The 21,654-nt window shown below is 72.8% G+C and carries 17 protein-coding genes and 1 pseudogene; 14 read left to right on the forward strand and 4 right to left on the reverse strand.

The window, feature by feature from the left end; translation table 11 throughout:
- Positions 1 to 23: 23 nt before the first annotated feature.
- The 13 genes and pseudogenes from ACZ7JA_RS34605 (at position 24) to ACZ7JA_RS34665 (ending at position 15,577) form a co-directional block, all read left to right on the forward strand.
- Complete coding sequence (locus tag ACZ7JA_RS34605) at positions 24 to 680, forward strand: GntR family transcriptional regulator (protein WP_351669231.1); 657 nt, start codon at positions 24 to 26, stop codon at positions 678 to 680.
- The gene (locus ACZ7JA_RS34610) at positions 677 to 1,588 is read left to right on the forward strand and encodes a dihydrodipicolinate synthase family protein (protein WP_389452890.1); all 912 of its coding nucleotides are present in this window, start codon (positions 677 to 679) and stop codon (positions 1,586 to 1,588) included. Before ACZ7JA_RS34605 ends, ACZ7JA_RS34610 begins: the two co-directional genes overlap by 4 nt.
- On the forward strand, positions 1,576 to 3,318 hold the full coding sequence (araD, locus tag ACZ7JA_RS34615; protein WP_470812339.1) for an L-arabinonate dehydratase: 1,743 nt from the start codon (positions 1,576 to 1,578) through the stop codon (positions 3,316 to 3,318). Before ACZ7JA_RS34610 ends, araD begins: the two co-directional genes overlap by 13 nt.
- Before the next feature lie 93 nt (positions 3,319 to 3,411).
- The gene (locus ACZ7JA_RS34620; protein WP_468891121.1) at positions 3,412 to 4,347 is read left to right on the forward strand and encodes a carbohydrate ABC transporter permease; all 936 of its coding nucleotides are present in this window, start codon (positions 3,412 to 3,414) and stop codon (positions 4,345 to 4,347) included.
- Positions 4,344 to 5,228: a carbohydrate ABC transporter permease gene (locus tag ACZ7JA_RS34625; RefSeq protein WP_389304414.1), complete on the forward strand. Its 885-nt coding sequence runs from the start codon at positions 4,344 to 4,346 to the stop codon at positions 5,226 to 5,228. The genes ACZ7JA_RS34620 and ACZ7JA_RS34625 overlap by 4 nt, the downstream gene beginning before the upstream one ends.
- The gene (locus tag ACZ7JA_RS34630; RefSeq protein WP_470812342.1) at positions 5,225 to 6,367 is read left to right on the forward strand and encodes a Gfo/Idh/MocA family protein; all 1,143 of its coding nucleotides are present in this window, start codon (positions 5,225 to 5,227) and stop codon (positions 6,365 to 6,367) included. The genes ACZ7JA_RS34625 and ACZ7JA_RS34630 overlap by 4 nt, the downstream gene beginning before the upstream one ends.
- Complete coding sequence (locus ACZ7JA_RS34635; RefSeq protein ID WP_351669221.1) at positions 6,364 to 7,206, forward strand: DUF6807 domain-containing protein; 843 nt, start codon at positions 6,364 to 6,366, stop codon at positions 7,204 to 7,206. The genes ACZ7JA_RS34630 and ACZ7JA_RS34635 overlap by 4 nt, the downstream gene beginning before the upstream one ends.
- Positions 7,203 to 8,786, forward strand: a complete 1,584-nt coding sequence (locus tag ACZ7JA_RS34640; RefSeq protein ID WP_470812344.1) for a glycoside hydrolase family 43 protein — start codon at positions 7,203 to 7,205, stop codon at positions 8,784 to 8,786. The genes ACZ7JA_RS34635 and ACZ7JA_RS34640 overlap by 4 nt, the downstream gene beginning before the upstream one ends.
- Before the next feature lie 49 nt (positions 8,787 to 8,835).
- Entirely contained in the window at positions 8,836 to 10,173 is a 1,338-nt protein-coding gene (locus ACZ7JA_RS34645; RefSeq protein WP_470812346.1) for an ABC transporter substrate-binding protein, read from the forward strand.
- A gap of 271 nt (positions 10,174 to 10,444) precedes the next feature.
- Positions 10,445 to 11,761, forward strand: coding sequence for a pectate lyase family protein (locus ACZ7JA_RS34650; RefSeq protein WP_470812412.1), 1,317 nt, complete (start codon positions 10,445 to 10,447; stop codon positions 11,759 to 11,761).
- A 116-nt stretch (positions 11,762 to 11,877) separates the two neighbouring features.
- A pseudogene (locus ACZ7JA_RS34655) lies at positions 11,878 to 13,000 on the forward strand (pectinesterase family protein).
- 123 nt (positions 13,001 to 13,123) lie between these two features.
- The gene (locus ACZ7JA_RS34660; protein ID WP_470812348.1) at positions 13,124 to 13,921 is read left to right on the forward strand and encodes an HAD family acid phosphatase; all 798 of its coding nucleotides are present in this window, start codon (positions 13,124 to 13,126) and stop codon (positions 13,919 to 13,921) included.
- A gap of 204 nt (positions 13,922 to 14,125) precedes the next feature.
- Positions 14,126 to 15,577, forward strand: coding sequence for an NCS2 family permease (locus ACZ7JA_RS34665; protein WP_389304431.1), 1,452 nt, complete (start codon positions 14,126 to 14,128; stop codon positions 15,575 to 15,577).
- Between the two features lie 61 nt (positions 15,578 to 15,638).
- Here ACZ7JA_RS34665 and ACZ7JA_RS34670 read toward each other — a convergent pair whose 3' ends face one another.
- The 4 genes from ACZ7JA_RS34670 to ACZ7JA_RS34685 form a co-directional block, all read right to left on the reverse strand.
- Complete coding sequence (locus tag ACZ7JA_RS34670; protein ID WP_389452912.1) at positions 15,639 to 17,090, reverse strand: peptidoglycan D,D-transpeptidase FtsI family protein; 1,452 nt, start codon at positions 17,088 to 17,090, stop codon at positions 15,639 to 15,641.
- 54 nt (positions 17,091 to 17,144) lie between these two features.
- A complete protein-coding gene (locus ACZ7JA_RS34675; RefSeq protein WP_470812351.1) occupies positions 17,145 to 17,804 on the reverse strand; it encodes a response regulator in 660 nt (219 codons plus the stop codon).
- Complete coding sequence (locus ACZ7JA_RS34680; RefSeq protein WP_470812353.1) at positions 17,801 to 19,114, reverse strand: sensor histidine kinase; 1,314 nt, start codon at positions 19,112 to 19,114, stop codon at positions 17,801 to 17,803. The genes ACZ7JA_RS34675 and ACZ7JA_RS34680 overlap by 4 nt, the downstream gene beginning before the upstream one ends.
- A gap of 94 nt (positions 19,115 to 19,208) precedes the next feature.
- Positions 19,209 to 19,979: an IclR family transcriptional regulator gene (locus tag ACZ7JA_RS34685; protein WP_351669202.1), complete on the reverse strand. Its 771-nt coding sequence runs from the start codon at positions 19,977 to 19,979 to the stop codon at positions 19,209 to 19,211.
- Positions 19,980 to 20,109: 130 nt separating this feature from the next.
- On the opposite strand from ACZ7JA_RS34685, the gene ACZ7JA_RS34690 reads away from it, so the two are divergent.
- Positions 20,110 to 21,639, forward strand: coding sequence for an aldehyde dehydrogenase (NADP(+)) (locus tag ACZ7JA_RS34690; RefSeq protein ID WP_470812355.1), 1,530 nt, complete (start codon positions 20,110 to 20,112; stop codon positions 21,637 to 21,639).
- Positions 21,640 to 21,654 lie beyond the last annotated feature (15 nt).

The following is a 21,654-nucleotide window of genomic DNA, read 5'->3' on the forward strand; positions in this document are numbered from 1 at the left end:
TACGCGAGATCCGAGAGGGCCGTATGACCTCTGTGCCCACGCCGATCCCGTCCCGCACGCAGTACGTGCTGGACGCGATCAAACACCGCATCCTCACCGGGCAGCTGACGCCCGGCCAGGCCCTGGTCGAGACGGAACTCGCCGCGCAGTTCGGGGTGTCCAAGACCCCCGTGCGGGAGGCCCTGAAAACCCTCGCCGGGACCGGGCTCGTCGTGATGAGCCAGTACAAGGGCGTCACGGTGCGCATGGTGGACGCGGACATGGCGCGCGAGGTCTACGACGTCCGGCTGCTGCTGGAACCCGAGGCGCTGCGCCGGGCCGTGCGGCGCGGGGCGCCCCTCGACGCCGCGCGCGACGCGCTGGCTCGCGCCGACTCCGCCGCCGACACCGCCGAACGCTCCCTGGCCAACCGCCAGTTCCACCGCGCCCTGTACCTGCCGTGCGGCAACCCGCTGCTCGGCCGGATGCTCGACGAGGTCCGCGACCAGGCCGCCCTCGTCGCGGCCGTGGCCTGGGCGGCCGACCCCTCCTGGGAGCGGGAGGCCACCGAGCACCGGGAGATCCTGCGGCTCGCGCTGGAGGGCGACGCGGACGGCGCCGCGAGCGCCCTGCACGCCCACATCGCGTCGTTCGTACGGCGGGCGATCTCCGAGCCCCAGCCAGAGGAAGGCCAGGAATGAGCAGCGTGACGTTCGAGACCCAGCGGGCGGCCCTGGCCGACGTGGTGGCCATCCCGGTGACCCCGTTCGCCGAGGACGGCTCCGTCGAGCGGGACACCCACCGGGCCCTGCTGCGCCGGCTGCTCGACGGCGGGATCACCACCATCACCTCCAACGGGAACACCGGCGAGTTCTACGCCCTCACCCCCGAGGAGCGCCGCCTGGTCACCGAGCTGACCGTGGACGAGGCCGGCGGCCGCGCCGTGGTCCTGGTCGGCGTCGGCCACGACCTGCCCACCGCCATCGACTCCGCCCGGCACGCCCGCGACGCCGGCGCCGCGATGGTGATGGTCCACCAGCCCGTGCACCCCTACGTCTCGGCCGCCGGCTGGGTCGACTACCACCGCGCGATCGCCGAGTCCGTGCCCGAACTGGGCGTGGTGCCGTACATCCGCAACGAGGGGCTGGCCGGCGCCCGCCTCGCCGAACTCGCCGACCAGTGCCCGAACGTCGTGGGCGTGAAGTACGCCGTCCCCGACGCCGCGCACTTCGCCGGCTTCGCCCGGGACGCGGGCCTCGACCGCTTCGTCTGGGTCGCCGGCCTCGCCGAGCCCTACGCGCCCTCCTACTTCTCGGCCGGCGCCACCGGCTTCACCTCGGGACTGGTGAACGTCGCCCCGGCCGTCTCCCGCGGCATGATCGAGGCGCTCCGGGCCGGCGACTTCCCGGCCGCCATGAAGGTCTGGGAGGGGATCCGCCGGTTCGAGGAACTGCGCGCCGCCCACGGCAACGCCAACAACGTCACGGTCGTCAAGGAGGCGCTCTCCGCGCTCGGCCTGTGCCGCCGGGACGTCCGCCCGCCGAGCAAGCCGCTGCCCGCGGACGAGCGCGCCGAGGTCGCCGCGATCGCCTCCGGATGGTCGATATGAAGGCGCCCCGCAGGAACCCGGAGGACCTCCGCAGCCACCAGTGGTACGGCACCGACGGACTGCGCTCCTTCAGCCACCGCGCCCGCACCCGCCAGCTCGGCTACCTCCCCGAGGAGCACCTCGGCAAGCCGGTCATAGCGATCCTCAACACCTGGTCCGACATCAACCCCTGCCACGTCCACCTGCGCGACCGCGCCCAGGCCGTCAAGCGCGGGGTGTGGCAGGCGGGCGGCTTCCCGCTGGAGTTCCCGGTCTCCACGCTCAGCGAGACCTTCCAGAAGCCGACGCCGATGCTCTACCGCAACATGCTCGCGATGGAGACGGAGGAGCTGCTGCGCTCCTACCCCGTCGACGGCGCGGTGCTGATGGGCGGCTGTGACAAGTCCACGCCCGCCCTGCTCATGGGCGCGGCCTCGGCGGACCTGCCGGCCGTCTTCGTCCCGGCCGGGCCCATGCTCCCCGGCCACTGGCGCGGCGAGGTCCTCGGCTCCGGCACCGACATGTGGAAGTACTGGGACGACAAGCGGGCCGGCCTCATCGGCGACTGCGAGATGACGGAGCTGGAGAGCGGCCTGGCCCGCTCGCCCGGCCACTGCATGACCATGGGCACGGCGTCCACGCTGACCGCAGCCGCCGAGGCGCTCGGGGTGACCGTGCCGGGCGCGTCGAGCATCCCGGCGGTGGACTCCGGGCACGACCGGATGGCGGCCAGGGCGGGCATGACCGCCGTCGAACTGGTCCACCGGGACCGCAGGCTGAGCCGGATCCTCACCCGCGAGGCCTTCGAGGACGCCGTGACGACCGTCCTCGGTCTCGGCGGCTCCACCAACGCCGTGATCCACCTGATCGCCATGGCCGGCCGGGCCGGGGTGCGGCTCACCCTGGACGACTTCGACCGCATCGCCCGCACGGTCCCCGTCCTCGCCAACGTCCGCCCCGGCGGGCAGCGGTACCTGATGGAGGACTTCCACTTCGCGGGCGGCCTGCCCGGCTTCCTCTCCCGGATCCCCGACCTGCTCCACCTGGACCGGCCGACGGTGTCGCACGACACCCTGCGCGAGCAGATCTCCGGAGCCCGGGTGCACGACGACGACGTGATCCGCCCCCGGGACAACCCGGTCGCGAGCGAGGGCGGGGTCGCGGTGCTGCGCGGCAACCTCTGCCCGGACGGCGCCGTCATCAAGCACATCGCCGCCGAGGCCCGCCTGCTCCGGCACACCGGCTCCGCGGTCGTCTTCGACGACTACCGGACCATGCAGCGCACCATCAACGACCCGTCCCTGGGCATCACCGAGGACAGCGTGCTGGTGCTGCGCAACGCCGGCCCCAAGGGCGGCCCGGGCATGCCCGAGTACGGCATGCTCCCCATCCCGGACCACCTGCTCAAGCAGGGCGTGCGGGACATGGTGCGGATCTCCGACGCCCGGATGAGCGGCACGAGTTACGGCGCCTGCGTGCTGCACGTGGCGCCGGAGTCGTACATCGGCGGACCGCTGGCGCTGGTGCGCACCGGCGACCTCATCACCCTCGACGTCGAGGCGCGCACGCTGCGGCTCCACGTCGACGACGCGGAGCTGGAGCGCAGGCGGGCGGGCTGGACGCCCCCGCCCGCACGGTACGAGCGCGGCTACGGCGCCCTCTACAACGAGCAGATCACCCAGGCCGACACCGGCTGCGACTTCGAGTTCCTGGCCCGCCCGGGCGGCGTGCCCGACCCGTACGCCGGCTGACCCCGCCCCACGACGGAAGCGCTTCACCCATGTGTACGTAGCAAGCGCTTCCTGTCCCCGCTGAAACCGCCCCACTGCGAACGGAGAAGAGTCATGGCCCAAGCCGCAGCCGTGGCGAAATCGCCCGCGCCACCCCGGCGGCGCCGTGCCTCCGCGACACCGCGCAGGCTGCCCTACCTGCTGATCGCGCCGGCCGCCCTGCTGATGCTGGGCTTCATCGCCTACCCGGTGATCAGCGTCTTCTACTACAGCCTGCAGAACTACAACCCCACCAAGCCCTGGCGGAACGGCTTCGCGGGCCTGGACAACTTCACCCAGGCCTTCAGTCACGACCCGCAGTTCTGGGACACGCTGACCTTCAGCGCCAAGTGGGTCGTCGTCGAGGTCGGACTGCAACTGCTGTTCGGCCTGGCCTTGGCGCTCATCGTCAACCAGACCTTCGTGGGCCGTTCGCTGGGCCGCGCCCTGGTCTTCTCGCCCTGGGCCGTCTCCGGCGTGCTGACCTCCGTCATCTGGGTGCTGCTCTACAACTCCCAGACCGGCATCACCCGTTACCTCGCCGACGCCGGGATCGGCTCCTACGGCACGAGCTGGCTCTCCGACACCTCGACGGTCTTCCCGGCCGCGGTGGTCGCCGACCTCTGGCGGGGCGTGCCGTTCTTCGCCATCCTCATCCTCGCCGACCTGCAGTCCGTCTCCCGGGACCTGTACGAGGCCGCCGAGGTCGACGGGGCGAGCCGCCTCAAGCAGTTCTGGCACATCACCCTGCCCCACCTGAAGGACGCCATCGTCCTGTCCACGCTGCTGCGCGCGGTGTGGGAGTTCAACAACGTCGACCTGCTCTACACCCTGACCGGCGGCGGACCGGCCGGCGAGACCACCACGCTGCCCCTGTACATCGCCAACACCAGCGTCGACGCGCACAACTTCGGCTACGCCTCCGCCCTGACGACGGTGGCGTTCGTGATCCTGCTCTTCTGCTCGATGGTCTATCTGCGGCTGAGCAAGTTCGGAGGTGAGACCAAGTGATCACCGAGGTCGCTCCCGCACCCGAGCGGGCCGGGTCCGTGCCCGCCCGCCCGCGCGGCAGGAACCGAGCCTGGGACGAGGTGCCCCGCTGGCACGTCTACCTCCCGCTGTCGGTCTACCTGCTGTTCACCCTGGTCCCCTTCTACTGGATCCTGCTCTTCGCCCTCCGCCCGGCCGGCTCCACCTCGCTGGTCCCCTGGCCGGTGACGTTCGAGCACTTCGGCAAGGTGTGGACCGACCGCGGCTTCGGCACCTACTTCGCCAACAGCGTCTACGTCGGCCTCGCCACCCTCGTCCTGACCACGGTGGTCGCCCTGGCCGGCGGCTACGCCCTCGCCCGCTTCGACTTCCGCGTCAAGCGCGGCTTCATGCTGGCCCTGCTCTGCTCCCAGTTCGTGCCCGGCGCGCTGCTGCTGGTGCCGCTCTTCCAGATCTTCGCCAAGCTGTCGATGATCAACTCGCTGGGCAGCGTCGTCATCGCCGAGACCGTCTTCCAGCTCCCGCTGTCGATGATCCTCATCAGCGGGTTCATCCGGAACGTGCCGTACTCCCTGGAGGAGGCGGCCTGGGTGGACGGCTGCAACCGGTTCACCGCCTTCCGGATCGTCGTCCTGCCGCTGCTGCGGCCCGGACTGATCGCCGTCGGCTCCTTCGCCTTCGTGCACGCCTGGAACCACTTCCTGTTCGCCCTGATGTTCCTCTCCGACCAGGGCAAGCAGACCATCCCGGTCGGCCTCAACACCCTGATGAGCGCGGACAGCGTCGACCTCGGGGCGCTGGCCGCGGGCGGCATCATCGCGGCCGTGCCGGTGGTCGTGGTGTTCGCCTTCATCCAGAAGTGGCTGATCACCGGCTTCAGCGCGGGGGCGGTGAAGGGATGAGCGTCCCCATCGTGCTGGCGGGCGCGCGCGGTCACGGCCGCTGGCACCTGGACAACATCCGCCGGCTCCAGGCGAAGGGCGCCGTCCGGCTGGCGGGCATCTGCGAACTGACCCCGCTGGGCGGGGACGAGATCCCGGACGGCCTCGGCACCCCCGAGCAGTCCGCCGACCTCGGGGCGCTCCTCGACTCCACCGGAGCCCGGGTCGCCGTCGTCTGCACCCCGATCCCCACCCACACCGGCCTGGCGCTGACGGCCGCCGCGCGGGGGGTGCACCTGCTGCTGGAGAAGCCGCCCGCGCCGTCCTTCGCCGAGTACCGGCGGATGGCCGACGGTGTCGCCGCGGCCGGTGTCGCCTGCCAGATCGGCTTCCAGTCGCTCGGCTCGCACGCCGTGCCCGCCATCCGGCGGCTGCTCGCCGAGGGCGCGATCGGAGAGGTCACCGGGGTCGGCGGCGCCGGGGCCTGGGCCCGGGACGAGGCCTACTTCCGGCGGGCGCCCTGGTCCGGCCGGCGGCGGCTGGACGGCGCCGACGTGGTCGACGGCGTCCTCACCAACCCGCTCGCGCACGCGGTCGCCACCTCACTCGCCCTGCTCGGCGCCACCCGGGCCGAGGACGTCACGGGCATCGAGACCGAACTGCTGCGCGCGAACGACATCGAGTCCGACGACACCTCCTGCGTCCGGGTGCGCACCACGCGCGGCCCGGTCACGGTCGCCGCCACCCTGTGCGCCGAGGAGCCGGGGGAGCCGTACGTCCTGGTGCACGGCGGCAGGGGCCGGATCACCTTCTGGTACAAGCAGGACCGGGTCCTGCTCCAGCGGTGCGGGCACGGCCCGCGGGAGACCTCCTACGGCCGCACCGACCTGCTGGAGAACCTGCTCGACCACCTCGCGGACGGCACCCCCCTGCTGGCCGCCCCGGCGGAGACCGGCGCCTTCATGCGGGTCGTCGAGGCCGTCCGCACCGCCCCCGACCCGCTTGCGCTGCCCCGGAGCGCCTGGCGCCGGCCGCCCGGCGCGGACCGCCGGGTCGTGACCGGCGTCGACGGCCTGGTCGCGGCCTCGGCCGACACCCTCGCCCTCTACTCCGAGCTGGGCGCCTCCTGGGCCCTCGCGAAAGAGGTGAGCTCCTCATGACCCACGACACGCCGGTGCTGCGGGTCGCGGGCCGGCCGGTCGGCCGGTACGTCACCCGGCCCGAGCTGCCGGCCCGACTCTCCCCCCGCCCCTGTCTGCACCCCGTCACCACCCTGGCCGGCACGGCGGTCACCGAACTGGGCCCCGCCGACCACGCACACCACCTCGGCGTCGGTGTCGCCGTCCCCGACGTCGAGGGGCACAACTTCTGGGGCGGCCGCACCTTCGTCCGCGACCGGGGCCCCACCGAGCTGGACAACCACGGCGCCCAGCGGCACACCGGCTTCCAGCTCCTGGACCCCGACGGGTTCGTGGAGGAGCTGCGCTGGGTCGCCGACGGGAGCGAACTGCTGCGCGAGCGCCGCACCGTCGCCGCCACCGGGCTCGACCACCGGGCCTGGGCGCTGGACCTGACCTTCTCCCTGACCAACGTCACCGGCGGCCCGCTGTCCCTCGGCAGCCCCGCCACCAACGGGCGGCCCGGCGCGGCCTATGGAGGCTTCTTCTGGCGGGCCCGCAAGGAGCCGCGGGCGCCGGAGGTCTTCACCGCCGACCGCGAGGGCGAGACCGAGGTGCACGGCGGGCGCGCCGACTGGGTCGCGCTGGCGGGCGCCGGCTGGACGCTGGTCTTCGCCGGGGCCACCGAGGAGACCCGGCGGGACCCGTGGTTCGTGCGGGCCGCCGACTACCCCGGGGTCGGCTCGTCGCTGGCCTCCGCCGCGCGGCTGCCGGTGCCGGCCGGCGGGACCGTCGTGCGCCGCGTCGTCACCGTGGTCGCCGACGGGCGGCTCGACCGGGCCGAGGCGGCCGCCCTGGTCCGCGGGGCGGTGGGCCGGTGACCGCCGGCGCGTACGAGAACCCGGTGCTGAACGCCGACTGGTCCGATCCGGACGTGGTCCGCGTCGGCGACGACTTCTACCTCACCGCCTCCAGTTTCGGCCGCGTCCCCGGCCTGCCGCTGCTGCACTCGCGCGACCTGGTCAACTGGACCCTGGTCGGGCACGCCCTCGAACGCCTGGAGCCGGAGGAGGAGTTCGCCGTCCCCCGGCACGACCGCGGGGTGTGGGCGCCCTCGATCCGCCATCACGAGGACCGCTTCTGGATCTTCTGGGGCGACCCCGACCAGGGCGTCTTCCAGGTCAACGCGCCCGGCGTCCGCGGTCCCTGGACCCGTCCGCACCTGCTCAAGCCGGGCCGCGGCCTGATCGACCCGTGCCCGCTGTGGGACGAGGAGACCGGCGAGGCCTATCTGGTGCACGCCTGGGCCAAGTCGCGCTCCGGCGTCAAGAACCGGCTCACCGGCCACCGTATGCACCCCGACGGAACGTCGCTGCTGGACGAGGGCGAGGTGATCGTCGACGGGGACCGGATACCCGGATGGTTCACCCTGGAGGGGCCGAAGCTCTACCGCCACGACGGCTGGTTCTGGATCCTCGCCCCGGCCGGCGGCGTGGAGACCGGCTGGCAGGGCGCCTTCCGCTCGCGCGGCTTCTTCGGGCCGTACGAGGAACGGATCGTCCTGGAACAGAAGGACACCGGGGTCAACGGGCCGCACCAGGGCGGCTGGGTGCGCACGGCGGCCGGCGAGGACTGGTTCCTGCACTTCCAGCAGCGCGGCGCCTACGGCCGGGTGGTGCACCTCCAGCCGATGCGCTGGGTCGACGGGGGAGCGGCCGGGAGCGGGGGAGGCTGGCCCGTGCTGGGCGACGACGGCGCGCCCGTCGCCGTGCACCGCCGGCCGGACCTTCCACCGCAACCGCCGGCCGCGCCCGCCACCGACGACGACTTCCCCGGCGGACGCCACGGCCGCCAGTGGCAGTGGACCGCCAACCCGGGCACCGGCTGGACCATCCGGCACTCCGCGGACGGGCTGCGGCTGGCCTGCGTCCGCTCGGCCGACGCCCACGATCCGCGGCGGCTGCCGAACGTGCTCACCCAGCGGCTGCCCGGTTCCCCCTGCGCGGTCGAGGTCGACCTGCGTCTGGACGGCGGCGGGCCGGGGGCGCGGGCGGGACTCGCCGTGCTCGGCGACGCCTTCGGCTGGATCGGGCTCGAGCGCGGGACCGACGGGACGGTCCGGCTCGTGCACCGGTTCGCCGAGGCCGAGGCCGAGGCCGCGGCCGGGGCGGAGCGGGACGCCGGGGCGCCGTGCCCCGCGCCCGGCCGCCGGGCCCGGCTGCGCGTCGAGATCGGAGCCGGGGCGCGCTGCCGGTTCCACTACGACGTCGGCGACGGCCCGCGCTCCTCGGGGCCGGTGTTCACGGCCACCCCCTGGCGCTGGGTGGGCGCCCTGCTCGGCCTGTTCGCCGTCGCCCCGGAAGGCCCGGGGGGACCGGGCGGACCGGGGCCCGCCGGGACGGCGACGTTCACCCGGTTCCGCATCACCCCTTCCGGCCCGCGGGCGCGGACCGGTCACTGACCCCACAGCACCACCCCACCATTCGGATCCAGCAGAAGAGAGCCGACCGATGAAGAGCAGCATCCGCAGAAGCAGGCGCGCCGCCACGGCGGTCGCCCTGGGCTCCGTCCTCGCGCTGACCGCCACCGCCTGCGGCGACGACGGCAGCGGCGGCGCGGGGGACAAGGGGGGCGAGGGTTCCGGCAAGGGAACGATCACCTTCTGGGACACCAACGGCGGTGTCCGCACCGACATCTGGAAGCAGGTCATCGCCGACTTCGAGCAGAAGTACCCCGACATCGAGGTGAAGTACGTCGGCATCCCGGCCGCGAGCGCCCAGTCCAAGTACGACACGGCCATCCAGGGCGGCGGGCTGCCCGATGTGGGCGGCGTGGGCACCGCGATGCTCGCCGAGGTCGCCGTGCAGGGCGCACTGGAGCCGCTGGACGCCCGGCTGGAGAAGAGCCCGCTGAACGGCAGGCTGAGCCGGAACCTGCTCGACGTCAGCAAGTCGGCCGGCGGCGGGGACGCCCTGTACCAGGTGCCGACCTCCGCCAACAACGGCACCCTGTGGTACCGGACGGACCTGTTCGAGAAGGCCGGCCTGGACGCCCCGTCCACCTGGGCGAAGTTCTACGAGGCGGCCGGCAAGCTCACGGACAAGGGCAGGAACGAGTTCGGCTTCACCATCCGCGGGGGCGAGGGCGCCATCGCCCCGGCCCTCGACGCGGTCTACGGCCAGACCGGCATCACCTCGTTCTGGAACGGCGACAAGACCACCGTCAACGACCCGAAGAACGTGGCCGCGCTCGAGAAGTACATCGCGCTCTACAAGAAGGACACCCCGTCCGCCGACGTCAACAACGACTTCACCAAGATGGTCGCCCAGTGGGACAGCGGCACCATCGGCATGCTGAGCCACAACCTGGGCTCCTACCAGGACCATCTGAAGGCTCTGGGCAAGGACAGGTTCCGGGGCATCCCCAACCCCACGCTGGACGACGGCACCCGGGTGCAGGTGTCCAACCCGGTGGACGGGCTGAGCCTGTTCAAGTCCAGCGAGAACAAGGCGGCCGCCTGGAAGTTCATCGAGTTCGCCCTCTCCGCCGCGGAGAACTCCAAGTTCAACGAGTCGGCGGGCCAGGTGCCGGCCAACACCGACGCGGCCAAGGCCGCGTGGATCCAGCGGGCCGAGCCGACCAGGCTGGCGGCCGAGGCGCTGAACGGGACCGACACGAAGATCGTCCAGCTCCCGTACTACCTGCCCGACTGGAACACCATCTCCAAGGCGGACAACGAGCCGAACTTCCAGAAGCTGCTGCTCGGGAAGATGACCGCGAAGGAGTTCCTGGACTCGCTGGCCGACCAGCTCAACGCGGCCCAGGCGGACTGGAAGAAGAACCACTGAGCCCGGGTGGCCGCCGCGCGTGGGGGCGCCCCGGTCCGGCGGGACCGGCCGCGCCCACGCGGCCGAACCGCGTCTCGGCGGCGGTCCCGCGCCCCTGATCTCCCCGCCCCTGTTCGAAAGGCACGCCCCGGCTGGTGGCGCGGGAGCTGCTGCGCACCCGTGTCCCGGCCCGGCCCGACGTGGTCCGCCTGGCCCGGGACGTCTCCACGTCCTGGATCACCTGGCCGCCCGCGCCGTCATCGTCAGCTTCGTGAAAGAGGAGAGCCGCACAGTGCGTACACCGAAATGTCATGGACGTGTCATAACAGCCCTGGTGGGCTGCACGGCGCTCGTGCTCGCCGTCACCGGGACCGCGCCCGCGCAGGCCGGGCAACGGGCCGGGGCCGAACGGCAGGTGCTGCCCGCCGGGGACGGCTGGGCCGCCTACGGCGCCGGGACGACCGGCGGTGCGGCCGCAGACCGGTCGCACGTCTACACCGTCACCACCTGGGAGCAGTTCAAGGCCGCCCTCGCCGACGGCGGCAGCGCCCCGAAGATCATCAGAGTGCGGGGCACCATCGACGCCGACGGGCCGAGCTGCGACTCGTTCGCCGTGCCCGGCTACGACTTCGGCGCCTATCTGGCCAAGTACGCCCCGGAGAGCTGGGGACGCGCCACCACCCTGGACGGCGAGCCCGCCGACAGCCCCGAGGGCCTGCGCCGCGCGTCCGCCGCGAACCAGGACGCCTACATCAAGGCGGAGGTCCCGGCCAACACCACCGTCATCGGTGTCGGGAAGGACGCCGGCTTCAACGGCGCCAGCCTCCAGATCAAGGGCGTCGACAACGTCATCGTCCGCAACCTGCGTTTCGAGAGCCCCCTCGACTGCTTCCCGCAGTGGGACCCGACCGACACCGCCGACGGCAACTGGAACTCCGAGTACGACAGCGCGGTGGTCTACGGCTCCGCCCACGTCTGGATGGACCACGACACCTTCACCGACGGCGACCACCCGGACAGCACCCTGCCGTACTACTTCGGCCGGATCTACGAGCAGCACGACGGCGAGCTGGACATCGTCAAGGGCGCCGACTACGTCACCGCCTCCTGGAACGTCTTCGAGGACCACGACAAGACGATCCTCGTCGGCAACAGCGACAGCGCCGCCACGGCCGCCGTCGACCGCGGCCACCTCAAGGTCACCTTCCACCACAACCTGTTCCGGAACCTGGTGGAGCGCGCGCCGCGGGTCCGCTTCGGCCAGGTCGACTCGTACGACAACCACTTCGTGGCGGGCGACGGCTACTCCTACAGCTACGGCATCGGCATGGAGTCCCAGCTCGTCGCCGAGCACAACGCGTTCACGCTGCCCGCCGGGGCCAAGGCCGGTTCCATCCTGAAGAAGTGGAAGGAGGCGCCGGTCACCGCCGCCGACAACTACGTCAACGGCCGGCGCACCGACCTGATCGCCGTCCACAACGCCGAGGTCCCCGGCGAGACCCTGCAGTCCGGGGCCGGCTGGACCCCGGCCCTGCGCACCAGGGTCGACCCGGCCAGGGCCGTGCCCGGCCTCGTCGGCCACCGCGCGGGCGCCGGCCGCGTCGGCTGAACCGCCCGGGGGCCGGGTCTCCGGCCCCCTCCTCCCGCCGGCCCGCACCGGTTCTCCCGCGAGCCGGGCCGGCGCCACGGACACCCCCACCCGCCGCACCGCGAAGGAACACGCCCATGCCCTCGCCCCACCCACCCCTGTCCAGGCGCGGCCTCCTCGTCGCGGGCGCCACGGCCGCCGCCGCGTTCGGCCTCGCCTCCGCGCCCGCCCGGGCCGCCGCCCGGCCCGGCCCGTTCGGCCGCCACGGATCGCCGGCCCGCCGCAGCACACCGGGGACCCTGTACGTCGACCCCCACGGCCGGGGCGACTTCAGCTCCGTCCAGGCCGCCGTCACCGCGGCCACCGGCACCGGCCGCACCCTGGTCATCGCCCCGGGCACCTACCGGGAGACGGTCCTCGTCGACGCCGGCCGTACCGGCATGACCTGGATCGGCGCCTCCGGGGACCCCCCGGGACACGGTGATCGTGTACGACAACGCGGCCGGCACCCCCAAGCCCGGCGGCGGCACCTACGGCACCACCGGCTCGGCCACCACCACCGTGCAGGCCGACGGCTTCACCGCCCGCTGGATCACCTTCGCCAACGACTGGCTGCGCGCCGATCACCCGGACGTCACCGGCACCCAGGCCGTCGCCCTCAAGGCGCAGGGCGACCGGGGCGCCTTCCTGCACTGCCGCTTCCTCGGCCACCAGGACACCCTGTACGCCGACACCATGGCCCTCGGCGCCTTCGCCCGCCAGTACTACGCGCACTGCCACGTCGAGGGCGACGTCGACTTCGTCTTCGGGCGGGCCACCGCGGTCTGGGAACACTGCCACTTCCGCACCCTCGACCGGACGGACCTGGCCGCCGCCCCCTACGGTTTCGTCTTCGCGCCCTCCACGGCCGCCGCCGACCCGCACGGCCACCTGGTGATCCGCGGCCGCGTCAGCAGCGAGGCCCCGGACGCGTACTACAAGCTGGCCCGCCCCTGGGTGCCCAGTTCGGACACCACCGCCCGCCCGATGCTGACCGTCCGCGACACCTGGCTCGGCCCCGGCATCGACGCGGTCACCCCCTACACGGACATGTCGGCCTCCCACCCCTGGCAGGCCCAGCGGTTCGCCGAGTACCGGAACACCGGCCCCGGCGCCGTCGTCACCGTCCCCGAGAACCGGCCGCAACTGACCGCCGCGCAGGCGGCGTCGGCGACCCGGGAGGCCCATCTCGGCGACTGGGCCCCCTGGCAGGAGTGCTGACGGCACGTCCGGCCGCTCCGGCGGGCATGTGAGGGCACGCGAGGGCCCTTTCGCCCGATGGCTTGATATCGATCGGGCAAAGGTCCTCGCGCTACCCCTGGTGACGCGCGTAGAAAACCTGTCATGCGTAAATCACTGCGGATCGCGGCGGCCACCGCCGCCTGTGCCCTCGCCGGCGGCGCCCTGTACGGCGCCGGCGCGGCCACCGCCGGTCAGTCGACGGCGAACTCCACCCACGAGCCCTACAACATCGGGCTCCTGGTGAAGGACATCGACACCTACTACGGCACCACCGCCGACAGCGCCGGCGTCTACCAGGCGTCCCCGGTCAGCCCGTACGCCAAGGACCTGGCGCGCATCGACGCCGACGCCCGGAGCTACATCGACAAGGCGGCCCGCAAGGCCCACCACCACGGCGAGAAGCCGGCCGTCGTCTTCGACATCGACGACACCCTGCTGCTCAGCCTCGACTACGAGAAGCGCTACAACTACACGTACAACTCCACCACGTGGAACGACTACGTGAACCGCGCCGACCGCCCGGCCGTCTTCGGCAGCCCGGAGCTGGTGCGCTACGCCGAGTCCAAGGGCGTGGAGGTCTTCTACAACTCCGGTCTCAGCGAGGCGCAGCGCGCCGGCGCCGTGGAGAACCTGAAGAAGGTCGGCGCCGACGTCAACCTCGACGCCGGCCACATGTTCCTCAAGGACAAGGCCAACCCCCCGGCCTACCTGAGCGACTGCGCCACCCCGGGCACCTGGAACTGCACGACCGTGCAGTACAAGTCCGGCACCCGCGAGCACATCGAGGACGACCTCGGGTACGAGATCATCGCCAACTTCGGCGACCAGTACTCGGACCTGGACGGCGGCCGCGCCGACCGCACCTACAAGCTGCCCAACCCGACGTACTTCGTGTCCTGACCCGTTCCGGACGGCCTACGCCCCGGTGACGGTTCGTGACGAAGGCCCCGCCGGCCAGCTCCGGCGGGGCCTTCGTCCGTCGCGGTGACGTCCACGTCGTCGAGCTCCCATTCCGTAACACGAGGAAAACCTGAAACGGGTCCGACAGGGGAACAATCCAGCCAGCATCCACGCACCCTTGATCAGCCGACGAGGAGTACGACCATGTCCGACACGCAGAAGGCGGAGCAACGGCGCGGCACCGCACCGCCCCCGGGCAACGGCGTCGACCGGTACTTCCGAATCTCCGAACGGGGATCCACTTTCGGCCGGGAGATACGCGGCGGCTTCGCCACGTTCTTCACCATGGCCTACATCCTCGTCCTCAACCCCATCATCCTGGGCAGCGCCAAGGACAAGTTCGGCCACACCCTGGACACCGGCCAACTCGTCACCGCGACCGCCCTGGTGGCCTGTGTGATGACGATCGTGATGGGCGTCGGGGGCAACCTCCCGCTCGCCATCGCCGCGGGCCTCGGCCTCAACGCGGTCGTCGCCTTCCAGCTCGCCCCGCTGATGAGCTGGGCGGACGCCATGGGCCTGGTCGTCCTCGAAGGCGCCGTCATCTGCCTGCTGGTGCTCACCGGACTGCGCGAAGCGATCATGAACGCGATCCCGCAGCAGCTCAAGCAGGCCATCGGCGTCGGCATCGGCCTGTTCATCGCCTTCATCGGCTTCGTGGACGCCGGCTTCGTCAGCCGCATCCCGGACGCCGCGAACAGCACCGTGCCCGTGCAGCTCGGCGCGGTCGGCCGGCTGACCGGCTGGCCGGTGCTGGTCTTCTGTCTGGGCGTGCTGCTGACCATCGCGCTGCTCGCCCGGAAGGTGAAGGGCGCGATCCTCATCAGCATCGTCACCATGACGGTGGTCGCGATCGCCATCGACGCGGTCGCCGACATCAAGAGCTGGGGCCTGACCACACCGAAGGTCCCGGACGAGATCGTCGCCGCCCCGGACTTCGGCCTGGTCGGTCACTTCAGCCTGTTCGGCGGCTTCGCCGAGGCGGGCGTGCTCACCGCCGTGCTGCTGGTCTTCACCCTCATCCTGTCCGACTTCTTCGACGCCATGGGCACCATCGTGGGCATCAGCGCCGAGGCCGGACTGCTCGACGACAGGGGGCAGGTGCCCGGCATCGGCCGGGTGCTGTTCATCGACGGCGCCGCCGCCGTCGCCGGCGGGGTCGGCTCCGCCTCCTCCAACACCGCCTACATCGAGTCCGCGGCCGGCGTCGGGGAGGGCGCCCGCACCGGCTTCGCCAACCTTGTCACCGGCGGCCTCTTCGGGCTGGCGCTCTTCCTCACCCCGCTGCTGACCATCGTCCCGCTGCAGGCCGCGGCGCCCGCCCTGATCGCGGTGGGCTTCCTGATGATGACCCACGTCAAGCACATCGACTGGGACCGGTACGAGATCGCCATCCCGGCGTTCCTCACCATCGCCGCGATGCCGTTCACCTACTCCATCACCGACGGCATCGGCGCGGGCTTCCTCTCCTACGTGATCGTCAAGACCGTCCTGGGCAAGGCCCGGGAGGTCAACTGGCTGCTGTGGGGCGTCTCCGCGCTGTTCCTGGTGTACTTCGCCATCGACCCGGTGGAGCAGGTCCTGGGCGTCAAGTGAGACGAAAGGGGGGCGGTCCCGCCGGACCGCCCCCCTCGCCCCCTCCGCTTGAGGCGCCCGCCTACTTGAGCGCCGCCTGCATCATCGCCCTGGCCACCGGCGCCGCGAGCCCGTTGCCGCTGACCTCCGAGCGGGCCGCGTCAGACTGCTCGACCATCACCGCGACGGCCACCTCCTTGCCGGTGCTGCCGGACTTGCCGTACGAGGTGAACCAGGCGTACGGCGTCTTGCTGTTGTTCTCGCCGTGCTGGGCGGTGCCCGTCTTGCCGCCGACCGTCACCCCGGCGATCCGCGCGTTCGTGCCGGTGCCGTCCTCGACCACCGTCTCCATCGCCGAGCGCAGCTGGGCGGCGGTGTCCGAACCGACGACCTGCTCGCCGTCCGCGTCGTCGTAGTCCCGCAGCACGTCGCCGTCGCCGTCGGTGATCCGCGACACCATGTGCGGCGAGACCAGCTTGCCGCCGTTCGCCATCACCGCGGACACCATCGCCATCTGCAGCGGGGTCGCGGTGACGTCGAACTGGCCGATGCCGGACAGGGCCGTCTGCGCCTCGTCCATGCCGGAGGGGTAGACGCTGGGGTACGCCCGCACCGGGACGTCCTGCTCCTCGTCGTTGAAGCCGAACTTCTCCGCCATCGCCCGCACCTTGTCCTGGCCGAGGTCGACGGCCATCTTGCCGAAGACGTTGTTGCAGGAGTAGCGCAGCGCGACCCGGATCGAGGCGTTCTCGCAGGGAGCCGACCTGTTCTCGTTGACCAGGTCCTTGGTGGTGCCCTTCAGGGTGTACGGGTCGGGGCTGTCGGTCGGGTCGTCCACGTTCTTGTAGAGCCCGTTCTCCAGCGCGGCGGCGGCCACGACCAGCTTGAACGTCGAGCCCGGCGGCAGCGGCTGGCGCAGCGCGCGGTTGACGAGCGGCTTGTCCCTGTCCGTGGTGAGCGACTTCCAGGCGGCCCCGGCGGTGTTCGCGTCGGTGAGCCGCGTCGGGTCGTACGACGGCGTCGACACCACGGCCAGGATCTTCCCGGTCTTCGGGTCGAGGGCGACCGCCGCGCCCTTGTTGCCGCCGAGCGCCCGGTACGCCGCCTTCTGCACGGCGGGGTCGATCGTCGTCAGCACGTCGCCGGGGTCGGCGCGCTTGCCGGTCACCGTGTCCAGCACGGTCTTCAGCTTGCTGTCCGTGCCGTTCAGCAGGTCCTGGTAGATGCCCTCCAACTGCGTCGGGGCGTACGCCTGCGAGGCGTAGCCCGTCACCGCCGCGTACAGCTCTCCGTCCTTGTAGGTCCGCTTGTACGCGAGGTCGCCGCCCTTCGTCCGCGCCGAGCCGGTGACGGGGCTGCCCGCCACGATGATGTTGCCCAGCGGCTGCGCGTACGTCTGGATGGCGTTCCGCCGGTTCGCCTGGTCGTCCGCGAGGGCCTTGCCGTCGTAGTACTGCACCCAGGTCGCCCTGACCAGCAGGGCGAGCACGAGCAGCAGTGTGAAGACGGACGCCCGCCTGATCGTCTTGTTCATCCCGCTCGTGATGACGACCGGGGCGGGGCAATCGTTCCCGTACGCCCGTATTTCTCATCCCGCGTTCAGAAACCCGGCCTCGTACGCGGCGATCACCGCCTGGGTCCGGTCCCGGGCGCCGGTCTTCGCCAGCACCGCCGCGACGTGCGACTTCACCGTCGCCGGCCCGACGCCGAGCCGCCGCGCCAGCTCGGCGTTGGTCAGCCCGGCGGCCAGCAGCCGCAGCGTCTCGCTCTCGCGTCCCGTGAGCCTGCTCACCCAGGCAGGGGGAGCGGACGCCCGCCGCGCGTGCCCGGCCGCCAGGGCCCGCAGGGCCGCGGGGAACAGCAGGCTGTCGGTGCGCGCCACCAGCCGCACCGCCTGGACGAGCGTCTCCGCGTCGGCCCGCTTCAGCAGGAACCCGGCGGCCCCCGAGCGCAGCGCCTCGTACACGTAGGAGTCGTTCTCGAAGGTGGTCACGACCAGGATCCGGGGCGGCCCGTCGAGGCCGGCGAGGATCTGCTCGGTGGCCCGGATGCCGTCGGTCTGCGGCATGCGGACGTCCATGAGGACCACGTCCGGGCGCAGCTCCCGGACGACGGACACGGCCTCGGCGCCGGTCGCCGCCTCGCCCACCACCTCGATGCCGGCCTCGGCGGAGAGGATGGCGCGCAGCGCGGTGCGCACCATGCGCTCGTCGTCGGCGAGGACGACCCGGATGGCGGGCTGGGTCATGACGGTCCCCTCGTCTCCTCGGTCAGCGGTGCGCCCGCGTGTTCGCGGACAGGCAGCCGGACGTGCAGCCGCCAGGCGCCCCCGGCCGCCCCGGCCCGCGCCGTGCCGCCCAGCAGCCGCACCCGGTCGGCGACGCCGCGCAGCCCGTGGCCGCCGCCGGGGCGGGCCGCCGGGCCGGCGCCGAGCGGGTTCTCCATGGTGATCTCCAGCCGGCCGTCCGCGGTGGCGACGCGGAGCGTGACCGGTTCGCCGGAGTGCCGCAGGGCGTTGCTCAGGCCCTCCTGCACGATCCGGTACGCCTCCCGGGAGACCAGCGGGGGCAGGGCGGCGGGGTCGGTGCCGAGGGTGGCCGTCACCCGCAGTCCGGCCGCCCGGGTCCGGCGCAGCAGCCCGTCCAGGTCACCGGCGAGGGTCGGCGCGGGCGCGGTGCCGGGAGCGTCGCCGTCCCGCAGCACCCCGAGCACCGCGTCGAGTTCGCCGACCGTGCGCCGGGTGGTCTCCTCGATGGCGGCCAGCGCCTCGCGGACGAACTCCACGTCGCTGTCCAGGACCCGGCGGGCCGCGCCCGCCTGCAGGGTGACGGCGCTCAGCGCGTGTCCCACCGAGTCGTGCAGCTCGCGCGCGAGCCGGTTGCGCACGGCGAGGTCGGCGGCGCGGGCCTCGGCCGCGGCGAGCCGGTCCTCGGGCGTGGGACCGAGCAGGGCGGGCGCGCAGCGGGCGAGCAGCGCTCCGCCGCCGGCGGCGCAGGCGGCGAGGGCGGCCAGCATGGCGAGACCGGCCGGCGGGCACAGCGCCAGCGCCCACGTGTGGTCGAGGACTCCGGGCAGTTCCAGGGAGCCGCCCCGCAGCGGGACCACCAGGGGCAGCACCACGAGGGCGGCGGCGAACGGCGGCACGGCCAGCGACATCCCGGAGACGATCCCGCCGAGCCCCAGGTGCAGCGTGAACCAGGCTGCCGTACGCGTCCGTTCCGCCCGCGTGCGGGCCGGACCGTCGGCGAGGAGGCCCGCGTCCACCCCGCACAGCGCGCGCACCGCCGCCGACTCCAGTGGGCGGGTCAGCGGGAAGAGCGAGGTGGCGGCGGCGATCGGCAGCCCGACGGCGAACGAGCCCAGTTGCGCGGGCAGGGACGCGAAGACGTCGTTCACCCCGGTGAACACCGCGACGGCCACCGAGCCGGCGAGGACGTACGGCATGGCGAGCGCCCCGCCCAGGACCAGATGGATCCAGCGCCGCCGCGCCCGCCCGCCGAACAGGAACGCCGCCGCCCGCACCGGCGGGGACGGAGCGGGGGAGGACGAGGTCGGCATGGCCCAACTCTCCCGTACCGCACCGCCGTCGCGCCTCCTGCCCGACGACGATCCCGCTCCGCCGCACGGGGGAGAGCCGGCCCGCCGCGCCGGACTACAGCCGCCGGGTCGCCAGCGTCAGCCGGTCCCGCGCGTCGAACAGCGCGTCCTTGATCATCTGCTCGTGGGCGGGGGTCAGCCGGGCCACCGGCACCGAGCAGCTGATGGCGTCCCGGGCGGGGGTGCGGTACGGGACGGCCACGCCGAAGCAGCGCAGCCCCAGCGTGTTCTCCTCGCGGTCGACGGCGAAGCCCTGCTCGCGGATCTGGTGCAGCTCCCCGATCAGCTTCTCGCGGTCGGTGATGGTGTGCTCGGTGAGCGCGGGCAGGGTCTCCGGGAGCAGCTTGCGCACCTGCTCGTCGGTGTGGGTGGCGAGCAGCGCCTTGCCGAGGGAGGTGGAGTGGGCGGGCAGCCGCCGGCCGACCCGGGTGAACGGGCGCAGGTAGTGCTGCGACTGCCGGGTGGCCAGGTACACCACGTTGGTGCCGTCGAGCCGGGCCAGGTGGATGGTCTCCGTGGTGTCGTCGGAGAGGCGGTCCAGGGTCGGCCGGGCGGCCGCCACCACCTCGTCGCCGTCGATGTAGGACGTGCCGACCAGCAGCGCCCGCACCCCGATGCCGTACCGCGTCCCCGTGGCGTCCGTCTCCACCCAGCCCAGCTCCACGAGCGTGCGCAGCAGCATGTACAGGCTGGACTTGGGGTACCCCACGGCCTCCTGCACGGCCGCGAGGGAGTGCATGCCGGGCTTGCCGGCGAAGTACTCGAGCAATTCAACGGTCCGCACCGCGGACTTGACCTGGGCCCCGCCCGTCTCGCCTGCCGACATCGCCCTTGACCCCTTCGTTCGACGGGAAATAGTCTCCGAGCAGCAAATTCATCATCAGAGACAGCGTTCAGTATATCGAACGCGGCTGATGGTTACCCAGCGAATGCGGCCTTATCTGGAGGGATCCGCGGTGGCAGCAGCACCAGTCTGGAGTGTCGACCCGCGCACCGGGAAGCAGCGTGAACAGGTCGCGGTGGAGGCGACGGCCCAGGAGGTGGACGCCGCCGTCCGGGCGGCGCGCGCCGCGCGCGGCGCCCTCGCCGACCGCACCGTGCGCTCGGCCTTCCTGCGCTCGGCCGCCGCCGGCCTGGACGCGGCCGGGGACGGCCTGATCGCGACCGCCGACGCGGAGACCGCCCTCGGCCCGGCCCGCCTCACCGGGGAACTCGCGCGCACGGTGTACCAGTTGCGGGCCTTCGCCGACATCGTCGACGAGGGCGCCTTCCTCGACGTGATCATCAACCACCCCGACGACACCGCCACTCCGCCGGTGCCGGACCTGCGCCGGTACAAGGTGCCGCTGGGCGTGGTGGCCGTCTACTCCGCCTCCAACTTCCCCTTCGCCTTCTCCGTGGCCGGCGGCGACACCGCGAGCGCCCTGGCCGCGGGCTGCCCGGTGGTCGTCAAGTCCCACCCCGACCACCCGGCCCTGTCCGAGCAGGTCGCCGGGGTGCTGCGCCGGGCCGCCGCCGAACACGGCATCCCCGAGGGGGTCGTGGGCCTCGTGCACGGCTTCGAGGCCGGCGTCGAGCTGATCAAGCACCCGCTGGTCGCCGCCGCGGGCTTCACCGGTTCGGTGCGCGGCGGACGCGCCCTGTTCGACGCGGCGGCCGCGCGTCCGGTGCCGATCCCCTTCCACGGTGAGCTGGGCTCGCTGAACCCGGTCCTGGTCACCGAGGAGGCGGCGGCCGAGCGGGCCGAGGCGATCGGCTCCGGTCTCGCCGGCTCCATGACCCTCGGCGTCGGCCAGTTCTGCGTCAAGCCCGGCCTGGTGCTCGTGCCGTCCGGCGACGCCGGCGACCGGCTGCTGAAGTCCCTGGCCGACGCCGTCGGCGACACCGCCGCCGGGGTGCTGCTCGACCACCGGATGCGGGACAACTTCATCGCGGGTGTGGCCGAGCGCGCCCAGCTGCCGGGAGTGGAGGCGCCGGTCACGCCGGGCGCGGGCGACGAGCACACGGTGAGCCCGGGCTTCCTGACGGTCCCGGCGAGCGGTCTGACCGCCGAGGGCGCGTACGACCTGCTGCTGGAGGAGTGCTTCGGGCCGGTGACCGTGGTGGTCCGCTACGCCGACGACGGCGAGGCCACCGCCGTGCTGTCGCGGCTGCCGGGCAACCTCACGGCCACGGTCCACCTGTCGGCCGGGGAGGCCGCGGGCGAGGGCCGGGGCACGGAGATCCTGGCCGAGCTGACCCCGCTGGCCGGGCGCGTGCTGGTGGACGCGTGGCCGACCGGGGTGGCGGTGGCGCCGGCCCAGCACCACGGCGGCCCGTACCCCGCGACCACCTCCACCTCCACCTCCGTGGGCGGCACCGCCCTCGAGCGGTGGCTGCGGCCGGTCGCCTACCAGAACGCGCCCGAGGCCCTGCTGCCCCGCGAGCTGCGCGACGACAACCCGCTCGGGCTGCCCCGCCGGTTCAACGGCCGGCTGGAGCGCTGACCGCGGCACAGGGAC

The sequence above is a fragment of the Streptomyces sp. NPDC038135 genome, assembly GCF_055601245.1.

Excerpts from the sequence above, each read along its gene's own strand:
- ACZ7JA_RS34610 (WP_389452890.1), top strand. The coding sequence starts at position 677 with ATGAGCAGCGTGACGTTCGAGACCCAGCGGGCGGCCCTGGCCGACGTG.
- ACZ7JA_RS34605 (WP_351669231.1), top strand. The coding sequence starts at position 24 with ATGACCTCTGTGCCCACGCCGATCCCGTCCCGCACGCAGTACGTGCTG.
- ACZ7JA_RS34675 (WP_470812351.1), bottom strand. The coding sequence starts at position 17,804 with ATGACCCAGCCCGCCATCCGGGTCGTCCTCGCCGACGACGAGCGCATG.
- ACZ7JA_RS34685 (WP_351669202.1), bottom strand. The coding sequence starts at position 19,979 with ATGTCGGCAGGCGAGACGGGCGGGGCCCAGGTCAAGTCCGCGGTGCGG.
- ACZ7JA_RS34620 (WP_468891121.1), top strand. The coding sequence starts at position 3,412 with ATGGCCCAAGCCGCAGCCGTGGCGAAATCGCCCGCGCCACCCCGGCGG.
- ACZ7JA_RS34665 (WP_389304431.1), top strand. The coding sequence starts at position 14,126 with ATGTCCGACACGCAGAAGGCGGAGCAACGGCGCGGCACCGCACCGCCC.
- ACZ7JA_RS34645 (WP_470812346.1), top strand. The coding sequence starts at position 8,836 with ATGAAGAGCAGCATCCGCAGAAGCAGGCGCGCCGCCACGGCGGTCGCC.
- ACZ7JA_RS34670 (WP_389452912.1), bottom strand. The coding sequence starts at position 17,090 with ATGAACAAGACGATCAGGCGGGCGTCCGTCTTCACACTGCTGCTCGTG.
- ACZ7JA_RS34635 (WP_351669221.1), top strand. The coding sequence starts at position 6,364 with ATGACCCACGACACGCCGGTGCTGCGGGTCGCGGGCCGGCCGGTCGGC.
- ACZ7JA_RS34660 (WP_470812348.1), top strand. The coding sequence starts at position 13,124 with ATGCGTAAATCACTGCGGATCGCGGCGGCCACCGCCGCCTGTGCCCTC.
- ACZ7JA_RS34680 (WP_470812353.1), bottom strand. The coding sequence starts at position 19,114 with ATGCCGACCTCGTCCTCCCCCGCTCCGTCCCCGCCGGTGCGGGCGGCG.
- araD (WP_470812339.1), top strand. The coding sequence starts at position 1,576 with ATGGTCGATATGAAGGCGCCCCGCAGGAACCCGGAGGACCTCCGCAGC.
- ACZ7JA_RS34630 (WP_470812342.1), top strand. The coding sequence starts at position 5,225 with ATGAGCGTCCCCATCGTGCTGGCGGGCGCGCGCGGTCACGGCCGCTGG.